This window comes from Shewanella sp. Koi 1, assembly GCF_052907445.1.
In genome coordinates, this window is record NZ_JBREJM010000001.1 from 1121290 (window position 1) to 1134986 (window position 13697).

12 protein-coding genes and 1 pseudogene are annotated in these 13697 nt (G+C 49.1%); 6 read left to right on the top strand and 7 right to left on the bottom strand.

Annotated elements, in window-relative coordinates; all coding sequences use genetic code 11:
- Positions 1-47: 47 nt before the first annotated feature.
- Positions 48-1223, bottom strand: a complete 1176-nt coding sequence (purT, locus tag ACUZ8J_RS05020) for a formate-dependent phosphoribosylglycinamide formyltransferase (RefSeq protein WP_446693255.1) — start codon at positions 1221-1223, stop codon at positions 48-50.
- A gap of 483 nt (positions 1224-1706) precedes the next feature.
- On the opposite strand from purT, the gene ACUZ8J_RS05025 reads away from it, so the two are divergent.
- From ACUZ8J_RS05025 to ACUZ8J_RS05040, 4 genes are all read left to right on the top strand, one after another.
- Positions 1707-3194, top strand: a complete 1488-nt coding sequence (locus ACUZ8J_RS05025; RefSeq protein ID WP_446693256.1) for an AAA family ATPase — start codon at positions 1707-1709, stop codon at positions 3192-3194.
- Positions 3195-3431: 237 nt separating this feature from the next.
- The gene (locus ACUZ8J_RS05030) at positions 3432-3914 is read left to right on the top strand and encodes a hypothetical protein (protein ID WP_282634345.1); all 483 of its coding nucleotides are present in this window, start codon (positions 3432-3434) and stop codon (positions 3912-3914) included.
- 522 nt (positions 3915-4436) lie between these two features.
- Positions 4437-4850: a DUF3302 domain-containing protein gene (locus ACUZ8J_RS05035; RefSeq protein ID WP_282634344.1), complete on the top strand. Its 414-nt coding sequence runs from the start codon at positions 4437-4439 to the stop codon at positions 4848-4850.
- Position 4851: 1 nt separating this feature from the next.
- On the top strand, positions 4852-5997 hold the full coding sequence (locus ACUZ8J_RS05040; RefSeq protein WP_037421369.1) for an HlyD family secretion protein: 1146 nt from the start codon (positions 4852-4854) through the stop codon (positions 5995-5997).
- A gap of 122 nt (positions 5998-6119) precedes the next feature.
- Here ACUZ8J_RS05040 and ACUZ8J_RS05045 read toward each other — a convergent pair whose 3' ends face one another.
- The 4 genes from ACUZ8J_RS05045 to cysP form a co-directional block, all read right to left on the bottom strand.
- Positions 6120-7250, bottom strand: coding sequence for a sulfate/molybdate ABC transporter ATP-binding protein (locus ACUZ8J_RS05045; RefSeq protein WP_218738080.1), 1131 nt, complete (start codon positions 7248-7250; stop codon positions 6120-6122).
- Complete coding sequence (gene cysW / locus ACUZ8J_RS05050) at positions 7247-8116, bottom strand: sulfate ABC transporter permease subunit CysW (RefSeq protein ID WP_140906509.1); 870 nt, start codon at positions 8114-8116, stop codon at positions 7247-7249. Before cysW ends, ACUZ8J_RS05045 begins: the two co-directional genes overlap by 4 nt.
- A 9-nt stretch (positions 8117-8125) precedes the next feature.
- Entirely contained in the window at positions 8126-8971 is an 846-nt protein-coding gene (gene cysT / locus ACUZ8J_RS05055) for a sulfate/thiosulfate ABC transporter permease CysT (RefSeq protein ID WP_374902055.1), read from the bottom strand.
- Between the two features lie 172 nt (positions 8972-9143).
- The gene (gene cysP, locus ACUZ8J_RS05060) at positions 9144-10151 is read right to left on the bottom strand and encodes a thiosulfate ABC transporter substrate-binding protein CysP (protein WP_011627001.1); all 1008 of its coding nucleotides are present in this window, start codon (positions 10149-10151) and stop codon (positions 9144-9146) included.
- A 207-nt stretch (positions 10152-10358) separates the two neighbouring features.
- On the opposite strand from cysP, the pseudogene cysM reads away from it, so the two are divergent.
- Positions 10359-11235, top strand: a pseudogene (cysM, locus tag ACUZ8J_RS05065) (cysteine synthase CysM).
- A gap of 155 nt (positions 11236-11390) precedes the next feature.
- Here cysM and ACUZ8J_RS05070 read toward each other — a convergent pair.
- Positions 11391-11927: a DUF4136 domain-containing protein gene (locus ACUZ8J_RS05070; RefSeq protein WP_374916460.1), complete on the bottom strand. Its 537-nt coding sequence runs from the start codon at positions 11925-11927 to the stop codon at positions 11391-11393.
- A 158-nt stretch (positions 11928-12085) separates the two neighbouring features.
- Here ACUZ8J_RS05070 and ACUZ8J_RS05075 point away from each other — a divergent pair, with 158 nt between their 5' ends.
- Positions 12086-12394: a DUF1289 domain-containing protein gene (locus tag ACUZ8J_RS05075; protein WP_011626998.1), complete on the top strand. Its 309-nt coding sequence runs from the start codon at positions 12086-12088 to the stop codon at positions 12392-12394.
- 28 nt (positions 12395-12422) lie between these two features.
- On the opposite strand, the gene ACUZ8J_RS05080 is transcribed toward ACUZ8J_RS05075, so the two are convergent.
- Complete coding sequence (locus tag ACUZ8J_RS05080) at positions 12423-13691, bottom strand: ATP-binding protein (protein ID WP_446693257.1); 1269 nt, start codon at positions 13689-13691, stop codon at positions 12423-12425.
- Positions 13692-13697 lie beyond the last annotated feature (6 nt).

The following is a 13697-nucleotide window of genomic DNA, read 5'->3' on the forward strand; positions in this document are numbered from 1 at the left end:
GGTGATTATCGCCAAGGTGTTGGCGACAAGTCGTTAAGCATTTATGCCTAGAAAATCACTTTTACCTTAGATGCACTATCCAGCGCTTTGTTGACTGCGCTTTCGATATCTTTATCGCGGGCGAGGGCAACCCCTAAACGGCGGCGACCATCGATTTCAGGCTTAGCGAATAATCTGAGCTGAGTATTCTCCGCCGCCAAGGCATCGGCAATACCTTGATAGCGAATGTTTTTCGATTTGCCTTCCACCAATACAACCGCCGAGGCGCTGGGGCCATGTTGATGGATATTCGGAATCGGCAGGCCAAGAATTGCCCTGACATGCAGTGCAAACTCGGATAAATCTTGGCTAATTAAGGTGACTAAACCGGTATCGTGCGGACGAGGCGAGACTTCAGAAAAGTACACATCACTGCCCTTCACAAACAGCTCGACCCCAAATAAGCCGTAACCGCCGAGGGCTTCCACCACTTTGCTGGCGATTGCTTGGGATTTTGCTAGCACGTCGGCTGACATGGCTTGAGGCTGCCATGACTCGCGGTAGTCGCCGTCTTCTTGTCTGTGGCCAATTGGCGCGCAGAAGTGGATGCCATTCACTGCGCTAATGGTCAGCAGGGTAATTTCGTAATCGAAGGGGATAAAGCCTTCGACAATCACACGGCCACCGCCCGCGCGGCCGCCTTCTTGGGCGTATTGCCAGGCTTTGGCGCTTTGGGCCAGATCACGGATAACACTTTGGCCCTTGCCCGATGAACTCATCACGGGTTTGACTACGCAGGGCACACCAATCTTGCCAATGGCTTGATTAAACTCGGTTTCAGTATCGCAGAAGAAATAGGGCGAGGTCGGCAGACCTAAGGTTTCGGCGGCGAGGCGACGAATGCCTTCTCTGTCCATGGTCAGCTGAGTCGCGCGCGCTGTCGGCACGACATTGAGGCCTTCGGCTTCCATCTCAACTAAGGTTTGAGTGGCGATAGCTTCAATTTCGGGGATCACTAAGTGGGGCTTTTCTAGCTCGATAATGGCGCGAAGCGCTTTAGCGTCGAGCATATTGATCACATGGGAGCGATGGGCAATTTGCATGGCAGGGGCATTGGGGTAACGATCGACGCCAATCACTTCAACACCTAAGCGTTGGAGCTCGATGGCGACTTCTTTACCTAGCTCACCGCAGCCAAGCAACATGGCGCGTCGAGCGCCCTCTGTGTAGGGAGTTCCTATCATGGTGTGGGTACCTTTTTATATTGGGATAATTGACGCCTTTGGACGTTCTTGGGCCATAGTCTACCCCGATTGGCGCTAAAGCATGAGACTGAAATTAACAACTGTGTTTTCGATCAAGCTATTTAAGGGTGTTTAGGGCGTGTTGACGTTTCGAGATTAGATTTTGTTCGTTCTGGCAAGCACGTGCTCGCGAAACGAGGAATGATGTGTAGTTATTCTACTCAAATGACGAGTGACAAAGAGAACGAGCTTGCCAGACGAACCCTTCGGGCAGCATTTGGCTGGCTTTTCTGCCGCGTGATCGTCCGTTTATGTAGAATAACTACACTGCACGGACTTTGCCTTGCATAAAAGCCAGCCACATTGCTGCAAAAATAACCCTGAAACGTCAACACGCCCTAGTGCTTGGGCATAGTAAAAATCCTGTTTGTGGCGGTGTTTTATGTTAACTTTTCGTTTCATAACGGATTATGGAAACCTAAGATGCAAGACATTCGTGATTTAACCGCCGTACTACGCTCTAAAACGCCTATCGTAGTGATTGAAACCTATGAAGAATACCGTGTTGTAGACATGCTTAAGCGGGTGGCGAATGTGCTCTATCAGCCCTTATTTACTTGGAGTATTACCCAAGGGCTGACGCGGGTGGATAAACCCATGGCGGCGCAGAAATTTAATACTGAACCTAGCGATATCCTAGGGCAGATTAAATCGACGACCCAGCAGGGCATCTATGTGCTCTGTGATTTTCATCCCTTTGTGGTTGATGCGCCCAAGAATGTCCGTTTGCTTAAAGAAATCGCCCTCGAATACGATGCGCTGCAACATACGCTGGTGCTGGTGAGCCATGCCTTTGAGATCCCGCCCGAAATTAAACGTTATTGCGCCTATTTTCAGCTCACCCTGCCGAGTACCTCCCAGCTTGAGAACTTGATTTATTTAGAAGTGGATAAAGTGCGCGGCCAAGGCATGCCGCTTACTGTGGATGATAAAGCCGTGGTTAAACTGGCGGAAAACCTGCGCGGTGTGACCTTAGATGATGCCAGAAGATTGATCCATAAGGCGATTGTGGATGATGGCGCCATTACTCACTCAGATGTGGATCTGATTAATAAAGCCAAATTCCAGCTGCTCGATCTTAATGGCATATTGCAATTTGAGTACGACACCAGTGATTTTTCGCAGATTGCTGGATTACATAATCTCAAAAAATGGTTAAAACAGCGCGCGCCCGCAGTGCAGATAACCACCGATGCCAAGGCTGCGGTACAACCCGATGCGCCCAAGGGGGTGTTATTACTCGGAGTGCAGGGCAGTGGCAAAAGTCTTGCGGCCAAAGCGGTGGCGGGTGTGTGGCAGCGGCCCTTGCTCAGACTCGATATGGGCGCCTTATATAACAAATACATAGGTGAAACAGAGAAGAATCTGCGTAACGCTCTCGAATTGGCCGATATGATGTCTCCTTGCATCCTTTGGATTGATGAAATAGAGAAAGGCTTAAGCGGCAGTAGCAGTGATGAGGGCACTTCGACCCGCATTCTTGGCACACTATTAACTTGGATGGCGGAGCGTAAGTCTGAGGTGTTTGTGGTCGCCACCGCTAACGATATTCAAGCCCTGCCGCCCGAGCTGATGCGTAAGGGGCGAATGGATGAAATCTTCTTTGTCGATTTACCCGATGAGGCTATACGCAAAGCAATTTTCTTGATCCATTGCCAGCGCCGCGGTATCGATGTGACTCGGCTCGATCTTGCCCAGCTTTCGCGCCATAGCCAAGGGTTTTCGGGGGCTGAAATCGAGCAGGCGGTGATAGCCGCCATGTACAGCGCCCGCAGTTTAGCGCGAACGCTTGATCAAGACATGTTGTTAGAAGAGCTGACCAAAACCAAACCTTTATCCATAGTGATGGGCGATAAGATTAATGCCCTAAGACAATGGGCTGCGGGGCGCACAGTCAATGCCCATGAGTAGCTATTGGGCTGGTAATCGCTGATTTATATGTGGCGGCTTATGGGGTATCGCTTCTTATCCGCCATAAAGCGACTTTAGATTTTAGTGTTGGCTTTTGGTTGGGGAAAGAGTTGGGTATCATCACAGTCGATGTTAACTTGCTGGTGGATATGGATTATTTTTCAGTTTCTAATGGCAAGTTTTTAATGTGAGTAATATTTGCCGTTTGAGCCGTACAGCATGATAAGCAGGGAAGAGATGAGTTTCGAGCAAGAGTTTACAGAAAAAGTCGATGGCTACTTAGCCAAGCTCACCGATGAGTTACAGCCCATTCTTAAGCAACTGATTGAGCATGACTATCCCCAAGAGGTGGTCACGCTGGCATTTGAGGTCTTTGTCGATCGTTTTTCATCCCAATTCCCGGTGCGGGTATTTTTTATGGATAAAGATAACACCGAGTATTTTGTGGAGCTCGATGGCAAGGCCACATACCCAGCACCAGTCAATCCAAGTTTGCTCGATATCGACCATGTCTATCCCGATGAGTTTGAAGAGGAATATATCGACAAGGATGAAGATCTTGACCCTTGGCAGATTGCAACCAACGCGCTTATCGAATGGTTCTCCAAGTGCTGGATTGCCGCAGGCGGCCAAAGCTTTAAATTAAAAGCTCATATCGCTCCCCATGACAGCCACTATGAGTTCAATTTAGTTGAAAGTCAGTGGCAAGAACGATGCTAACTCGCTTGAAGTTAAAACTTTTAAATTAAACACTTGGCTGTTGTGATTCTTGGGTTAATGCTCAGACTGAAGCCGTGATATCGTTATCCAGTCTTGGTTTGCTCGCCTCTACATCGGGAGTAACCCTATAGAAATCTAAGCTGACATTACCTATCTGCAAATCTCGTCTTTGCTTACTTTACGCGTTGCCCACTCTCGCTAGCCTCTTTTCGATACAAGACATAAAGGCCTAGGCTTTTGAGCTATCCCAGTCTGGCCGCTTACTGTATTTGGCAAGCCATAATTCATATTTTGGCGATAGCAATTTGTCGACACTGGCCGCCTTTCCTTGGATGCCATTTGTCGCATCGCAATAAACCATTGTGTTTTTGATCAAGCTATTTGGATGGTTTTGTTGCGAATTTGTCATTCTGGTGTAGAACTATATGGTGTCTCAAATTGAAAGACACTGTGTGGCAAAGAGCGATTTTGGTAAAGGATGTTTTACCGAAATAAGGAATGGGAAGGGAGTGGGAGCTGAGCATGTTTCTGGATTATTTTGCCTTAGGTATTTTGTTTTTTGTCGTTGTGGTGATTTTTTATGGCGTGATTGCCATTCACGATATCCCTTATGAAATTGCGAAAAAGCGCAATCATCCCCAGCAGGATGCATTGCATATTGCGGGCTGGGTAAGTTTATTCACGTTACATGCAATTTGGCCTTTTTTATGGATTTGGGCGACCTTGTATCGAGAGGACCGAGGCTGGGGATTTAGCACTGTGATGAAGCGCGAGCAGGCATTGGAGGATGATGTTAAAGCGCTAAGGGAAACAGTCATGGCCTTACAGGCAAAGCTTGAGCAACTTGAATCGGCGCCTATTCCCACTCCGGCAGCAGCAAGCGTTGATACCATTGCTGCTACTTCCACTGTCGTAAGCCCAAAAGCCGAGGTATAACATGGATTTACTATTGATATTAACCTATGCCTCCTTTTGTATTGTGATTTTTAAAGTCTTTAAGATCCCGATGAACAAATGGACAGTGCCAACCGCCGTATTAGGAGGCGTGATTCTTATCGGGGCGCTGTTGCTGATAATGAACTACAACCATCCCTATTCACGTTTTGCGCGGGAATACTATGTGACTATTCCCATTACGCCTGCTGTCAAAGGCATAGTGACTTCTGTTGATGTCAAACCTAATACGCCGATTAAACAAGGGGATGTGCTGTTTCGCATCGACCCAACGCCCTATGAAGCTGTTGTTAAAACTAAAAAAGCAGCGTTGTTAGCAGCGGAGCAAGAGGTGCCACAACTTGAGGCTGCATTGGAAACCGCTAAGGCAAATGTGGCGAGAGTTGCCGCAGATAGAGATCGCAATAAGTCAGCCTATGATCGCTATGAACAAGGCCATCGTAAAGGTGGGGCGAACTCGCCTTTTACTGCGCTGGAATTAGACAATAAACAACAATTGTATTTAGCCTCTGAAGCACAACTTACTGCGGCGCGAGCGGAAGAGTTACGTGCGCGTCTTGCCTATGAGTCCAATGTGGATGGGGTTAATTCTAAAGTTGCCGGACTACAGGGTGATCTTGAAAGCGCACTGTATAATCTCGAGCAAACTGTTGTGCGGGCGCCCGCCGATGGTATTGTCACCCAAATGGCGCTGCGTCCAGGGGCTATGGCGGTTCCCTTACCTTTACGGCCGGTGATGAGTTTTATCCCCGATGAACAGCGGTATTTTGCCGGTGCATTTTGGCAAAATTCGCTGCTGCGTTTACAGGAGGGCGATGAGGCCGAAGTGGTATTAGATGCGGCGCCTGGACAAGTGTTTAAGGGCAAAGTCGCTAAGGTACTCCCTGCGATGGCAGAGGGTGAGATCCAGATGAATGGCACGCTGCAATCGTCTAATCAGCTATTCCAAACAGGGCGGGTTATCGTATTAATCGATATTGAAGACGATGCGATACGCCGTCAATTCCCAGCTGGAGTAGCGGGACAAGTGGCTGTGTATAGTGAACATTTTCACCATGTCGCTGTGATGCGCAAAGTGCTGCTACGGATGCAGGGCTGGTTAAACTATCTGTTCTTCGATGGTCACTAGTAGGGGGGAATCTAACCACTTTGCTTGGATCTGGTTTTAAGCTGCTCGAGAGTTAACAAAAAAGCGCTGACAAGACTGTCAGCGCTTTTTTGTTGTATGTAGTAGGTGAATGCTGGCTGCGATTAAATATCGAAGGCCAAGCTGCCCGGCGGCAGGAAGGGCCAGCTTTGACGGATAGGCGAACCATCACCTTGTTCAGCAAAGAAATAACCCGTTCTTGGGGTGGCGTAGACCACACTGCCTTTTTGCAGCCCCAATTCTTGCAGATGGTGGTGGGTAAAGGTGGCTTCCCACAGTTCTTCACTCTGCCAGCCGATAGGTGCCAGTTCGACACGCACTTCTGCGCCAACCGGTGTTATCGCCACTATGGTAAAAGGAATATGGGCTTGGCTATTGGGTTTATCCGCCAGTGCCAGCTCATGGCTACGCACATAGAGCGCGCCGTTTTGTTGCAGTGGCGCTTGCTCAGGAGGCACTAAGAAGGCGTCACCATTGGTCCAACGATTCTGTTGCCAGCTTGCCTCAAACCGATTGACGTTACCTAAGAAATCAAACACAAAGCGGCTATTGGGTTGGGCATACAACTCAATAGGGGTATTGACCTGCTCAATATGGCCGTTGCTCATTACCACTACTCTATCGGAAAGCTCTAAGGCTTCGTCCTGATCATGGGTTACAAACACGCTAGTGAATTTCAGCTCATCGTGAAGGCTGCGTAGCCAGCGGCGCAACTCTTTACGCACCTTGGCATCGAGGGCGCCAAAGGGCTCATCGAGTAACAGTACTTCGGGCTGAGTCGCTAAGGCGCGGGCCAAGGCGATACGCTGTTTTTGTCCGCCCGAGAGCTGCTCAGGGTAACGCTGTGCTAGATGGCCAAGTTGCACCATTTCGAGTAAATGGCTGACGCGCTTTTGGATTTCGGCCTTTGACGGGCGCTGTTTTTTCGGAATGACTTCGAGTCCAAAGGCGACGTTATCGGCGACCGTCATATGGCGGAACAGGGCATAGTTTTGGAAAACAAACCCAACTCTGCGGTCGCGCACATGCACTTGGGTCACATCGCGATTACCGAAATGGATTTGGCCGCTATCTGCGCCCTCAAGGCCAGCAATAATCCGCAATAGGGTGGTTTTACCCGAGCCGGAAGGGCCGAGAAGACCTATCATCTCGCCTTCTTGAATATCCAGATTTAGCGGCGAGAGCGCCTGAAATTGGCCAAATTTTTTGGAAATATTAGTTAAACGAATACTCATAATGATTGGCTCTGCTCTTGGTTGTCATTGGCGGATAAGCTGCGTTGTTGGCGCCACTCTACTAAGGCTTTTAGCAGTAAGGTAAATAGGGCGATCAAGGCAAGCAGTGACGCGCTCGCGAAGGCGGCTTCGGCCTGATAATCTTCGTAAAGTAATTGCACATGCAAAGGTAAGGTGTTGGTTTCACCACGGATATTGCCAGATACCACGGCAACGGCACCAAATTCACCCACGGCCCTAGCGTTGGTGAGGATCACCCCATAAATCAGCGCCCACTTGATATTGGGCAGAGTCACGCGGCGAAACAGTTGCCACCATGAGGCGCCAAGGATGACTGCGGCTTCTTCCTCCGATGCACCCTGTTGCTGCATCAAGGGGATTAATTCTCGGGCAACAAAGGGGCAAGTCACGAAAATGGTGACTAATAAAATGCCCGGCCAAGCAAACATGATCTGTAAATCGTGCTCAAACAGCCAAGCGCCAAGCCAGCCACTGTTGCCGTAAAGCAGTAGATAGAGTAAGCCTGCGACCACGGGCGATACGGCAAAGGGGATATCAATCAAGGTAATGAGTAACTTACGCCCCGGAAACTCAAAGCGCGTTACGCTCCAGGCGAGCAGTACCCCAAACACTAAGTTAATCGGCACGGTTAGCGCTGCGACCATCAGGGTCAGCCCGATGGCGTGGAGTGAGTCTGGTTGGCTCAGATGCTCGATATAACGCTCCCAACCACCAACGAAAGCTTGCTGGAAAATACTGACTAAGGGCAGCAGCAATAACACCATGGCCAAGAACACGGCTAGGGTGATTAGGCTCCATTTAATGAGGGGCGCTTCACCGACTCTTAACGGTTTAAATGAGTTCATGGTGGCTCCTTATCGGCCGTGAATGCGGCGTAAATAACGCGCCTGCCACAGGTTAATTAGCAGCAGCAGTAACAGCGAGGTTAGCAGTACAACGGAGGCAATGGCGCTGGCGCCGGCAAAATCAAATTCCTGTAGGCGAACGAAAATCATCAGGGAGGTGATTTCACTGATATAGGGCATATTGCCTGCGATAAAGATCACCGCTCCAAACTCACCCAGACTGCGGGTAAAAGACAGCGCAGTGCCAACCACTAAGGCTGGCCAGAGGGAAGGTAAAATCACCCGCCAAAACACGGCGCCATCGGTTGCGCCTAAGGTCATGCCGGCTTCTTCTTCATCGTGGGATAACTCTTCCAGTACGGGCTGAACGGTTCGCACCACGAAGGGAATGCTGGTAAAGATCATCGCAACCACAATTCCCAATGGCGTATAGGCCACTTTGATACCGATTTCGGTCAACAGGCTACCAATCTGGCCATTCTCGGCGTACAGGGTCGCTAAGGTGATACCCGCGACGGCGGTGGGTAAGGCAAAGGGTAAATCGACTAAGGCATCGAGGATGCGCTTACCCGGAAACTCATAACGCACCAACACCCAGGCGAGTAACAGGCCAAAAAGACAGTTAAACAGGGAGGCGGCCAGTGCCGACAAGATAGTGACTTTATAACTTGCCAGCACGCGGGGATCGGCAATCACGCCCCAATACTCTGCCCAGCTCATCTGGCTGGTTTGCATAATCAGGCCTGTGGTGGGGAGTAAGAGGATCAAGCTGACAAACAGCAAAGACACACCTAGGCTGATACTAAACCCCGGCAAAACCCGCTTGTGGCGTAAACGCCCATTATTAAATATCACTGAATAACCACCCGATAAGGTTGATGGAGTTAGTCCAATATTATTATGCCATTAGCACGTTATTGCTCAATCACGATAAAAAAACGCTGTGAATTCTTGCTGCGATATAACCACAAAACCCGGGACATTGCCCGGGTTGTGGATTTGGTGATTTAGCTACCCAAGCGGATGATCAACGTTTTAATAACTGATCCAGTTTGGCGCCATTGGCAAATTGGGTCTTCATCGCGTTGTCCCAGTTACCTATGATTTGCTCAACGGTCATTAACTCAACCGCAGGGAACTGCTTGGTAAATTCGGCAACAACTTTCTCGTTGTGAACGCGGTAGTTAAATCCGGCTAACAAACGTTGTGCTTCTTCGCTGTAAAGGTAGTTTAGATACTCGGTTGCGAGTTCTTGCGTGCCGTTACGCTTAGCATTTTTCTCAACTACAGCAACGGGGAATTCTGCCAGAATCGAGGTTTTTGGCACGACAACTTGGTAATCATCGGCACCATATTGCTGACGAATATTGTTCACTTCAGATTCGAAGGTGATCAGCACATCGCCGATGCCACGTTCAACAAACGACGTGGTTGCACCACGGCCGCCCGTATCAAATACGGCAACGTTACCGAGGAACTTCTTCAAAAACTCATCTAATGAGGCTTGATTATCTTTACCATAGTTTTTCTGGGCATAACCTAAGGCTGCTAAGTAGGTGTAACGCGCATTACCCGAGGTTTTTGGGTTCGGGAACACCAACTTAACGTCATCTTTGGCTAAATCATTCCAGTCGCTGATTTGCTTTGGATTGCCCTTACGCACTAAAAACGCGATGGTAGAGTAGTAAGGTGAGCTGGCATTAGGCAGCAGTTGTTGCCAGTTTTCTGGGATCAACTTGCCGCGGTCATGCAGAATTTGCACATCGGTGACTTGGTTAAAGGTCACGACATCGGCGGGTAATCCCTGAAGAATCGAACGAGCCTGGGCGGAAGAACCCGCATGGGATTGCTTGATTTCAACGGTCTTGCCGGTTTGTTCTTGCCAATGTTTAGCAAAAACAGGGTTATAGGCATTGAATAATTCCCGCGCGATATCGTACGAGGAATTTAATAGTGTCTGATCGGCGGCTGCCACATTGAGGGTGGTTCCCAGCAATAGGGTTCCCAGCAGGGCCTTAGTCAATTTTACTGGCATTTTGTACTCCTTAATCTGGCAACTGTGTCAGTGTATAGGAATAGAGTAATAGAAGATTTTATTTATAAAAAGCCACATAAATAGAACTTTTTTGAATAACTATGAGCGAATAATTGTATGCCTCGGGTGAGATTCATCGTGTTTGTTGTGGCTAACCCCCTTAAAATAACCCCATGCTGAATCGCTTTTATTAAAAGGATCATCCGAGTGTCTGACTTTCCGACTATTGAAGCCTGTATTGGGCAAACTCCGCTGGTGCGTTTGCAGCGACTTGATTGTGGTAGCTCAACGGTATTGTTAAAGCTGGAGGGGAATAACCCCGCTGGTTCGGTAAAAGATCGCGCGGCGCTGAATATGATTATTCAGGCGGAGCTTCGCCAAGAGATTGCCCCAGGGGATACCCTGATTGAAGCGACCAGTGGCAATACCGGCATCGCCTTAGCCATGGCGGCGGCGATTAAAGGCTTCAAGATGATCCTGATCATGCCGTCGAATTCGACTCAAGAGCGTAAGGATGCCATGCAGGCCTATGGCGCCGAGCTGCTGCTGGTGGACAATATGGAAGCCGCGCGGGATTTAGCCTTAGAACTTCAGGCACAAGGCAAAGGTAAGGTGCTGGATCAGTTCAATAATCAAGATAACGCCAACGCCCATTTCCAGACCACTGGCCCCGAAATTTGGCAGCAGAGCCAAGGTAAGATCACTCATTTTGTCTCTAGCATGGGTACCACAGGCACTATTATGGGTGTATCGAAATACCTAAAGAGCCGTAATCCCGATATCACCATTGTCGGGCTACAACCCGCCGATGGCAGTTCGATTCCGGGGATCCGCCGTTGGCCGCAGGAATACCTACCGGGTATTTTCGATGCTGCCCGTGTCGATGCTGTGATGGATATTGAGGAGCAAGACGCGAAAGTCATGGCAAGAACCTTGGCCCGTGAAGAAGGCATTTGTGCTGGCGTGAGTTCTGGCGGCGCGGTATTTGCGGCGCTCGAGATTGCCAGGCAGAATCCGGGTTCCGTTGTAGTCGCAATTGTGTGCGATAGGGGCGACCGTTCTGTCATCTGGGTTATTTTCTTAACCCTAACTAAGCTTCACGCTTAGGATTTGACCTTCCTTTGGCAATAAAAATGGGCGTTAATCGCCCATTTTTATTGACTATTGCATAAGCCTCGGTGGTTTAAGCCATTGTGGTTTATTAAAGTCATTATGGTTTAAGTCATTAATACAGCAGGCTTATGGCTGCGGTGGAAACTGCGCCAAAATCCGGCTAACGGCCTTGGCTGTGTCTTGGGCTTTTTTATCGCCGCCCCCGTCAAAATCGAAACTATCTGTGCCGCGCCAAATCAGCTTATTGGTTTTAGTATCGATAATATCAATTTGAATGGTTTGAATTTTTGCCGTGTCACTGCCAAGTGGTACGCCGACGCTTGTGCCTACCCCAATGCCGCCAGAACGGCCAAAACTACCCGTGCCTAAACCTATGGAGAGACCCGAGTCTTTAGGTTTATCTTGGGTTAATAACCCATAGGCGACTTTAAAATCGGGAGAAGTGGCATTTTCGGTAAAGCCTTTTTGGCTTAATTGTTGGGTGATTTCGGTTTGAATGCGCTGGGCGCTGAGTGGGTCGTCGCTAGGCTGGGGAGCGAGCTGGCTGAAACTCTGTAATGCCTTAAAGTCGTAATTGAGATCGTAATCGTTTTTCGGCTTACTGCTGCAGGCGCTGACTAAGACCAAGGCGACAAACAGACTGGCGATATTTTTGTATCCCATGATGACACTCCAAGTTGTACAAACTCTGTTCAATGTGCCTTGATTAACAACAAGACTGCAAGTAATTTAGTGAAAAGTGTTTAATTTTTGTATTGTTTTACTTGTGTATTTAAGGTCACGCATTTTAAGTGCTTAATTTGCCAGAGTAGCTCAACATCATGGAACAGTTAGCCTTTTTCGAAATACCTAGCCCCTGCATCGGTGTGTGCCAAACCGATGCCCGCGGCTATTGCAAAGGTTGCCTGCGTAGTCGTGATGAGCGATTCAATTGGTTGCACTTTACCGACGCGCAAAAGCACGATGTGATCCGTTTATGCCACCAACGTAAACGTCGGCGACAGTTGGCCTTATACAAAGCCCGTCAGCAAGCACTTGAGCAGGAGAGGGCGGCGCTTAATCCCCAACTCGATTTTGCGCCGCAAGATGCTGCCGAATTGGACCTCGGTGATTTTGACCTCGAGGAGTAATTCGACTTTGAGAGCACCAACTAAGCGTTTAAATTTCCCGCTTTTTTGGCCAGCTTAAGGTAAAACACGTTTGAGAGGGATTGCTGCTAACGCTCACTTCGCCCTGATGACGCTGCATGATCCGTTTGATAATCGCCAGCCCTAAGCCATGACCCTTGTTACCATTTTGCACCGATTGGCTACGGTAAAAGGGCTCGAACACCATAGGTAAATCCACCTCGGGGATAGGCTCTCCATCATTACTCACACTCAACATCACCCTTTGCGGGGTTTGGCTGACTTCAATTAGGATTTGCTGGCGAGCAAAACGCTGGGCGTTGGTCAGCAGGTTTTGCAGGGCGCGTTCAATCAGTGCGGGTTCGCCGACCAAGGGGAGGCTCGTCATCTCCGCCTGTAAGCGGATGGGAGTATCACTTAGGCTGCTTAAACGTTTAATGCACTGGTTAACTAGGCTGAGCAAATCGTATTCATCCAAGGGGGTGCCTTCGCGCTGAGCCTCCAGACTGGCGTAAGTCAGCAGTTCCTGCAGCAGGTTCTCCATTTCTTTAATGTCGAGCTGCATCTCATTGAGAAAGTCCTGACGCTTTTGTTCGTCAGAATCGGGCTGGCAGTACATGGGCATTAAGGCGAGGGCGAATTTCAGCCGCGCAAGTGGTGTGCGGATCTCGTGGGAAACCGCATTGGATAAATGTTTTTGGTTTTCGATTAACGCACTGATATGGCGCGCCATTTCATTAAAGGTGTTCGCTAAGGGTTTAACTTGGGAGCGGTTTGAAAGGCTAATGCGTGTATCCCATTTGGCCTCGCCAAAATCCTTGGTGGCCTTACGTAAAATACTTAAATCCCGCGACAGCGGGCCGACCCAAATCAGTGCAACTAATGCCAGTGAGAGATAGAAAAACAGTGTAAACAGATTACGCAGCGAGGCTCTAGGGTCTATCTCGATGGGACCCGCCATTAACACTTGCTCGCCTACCTGAATAAACTGGAATTGTTCGCCCTCACTGGTCGTGGTGGTAACCACATGATTGGGCGTGAGCTGTTGGTCTTTGGCTAGCGCGATTTGATCTGGGCTGAGCAGATTAAGGGGCAACTGAGCATGGCTGGGCAGCGCCTCAAGATAGGCGTTACGATTCTCCTCTGGTAGCAGGGTTAGCAGCTGGGCTAACGCAACCAGAGGAGCGTCTAACGCATTATTTTCATCCACATTTTTCTGCCACAGGCTGTCCAGTGTCCAGCCTATGCCTAGAAAACTGAGGCTCAGCAGTAAATATAAGCTGATAAAGAGACGTTTCACGGGAGC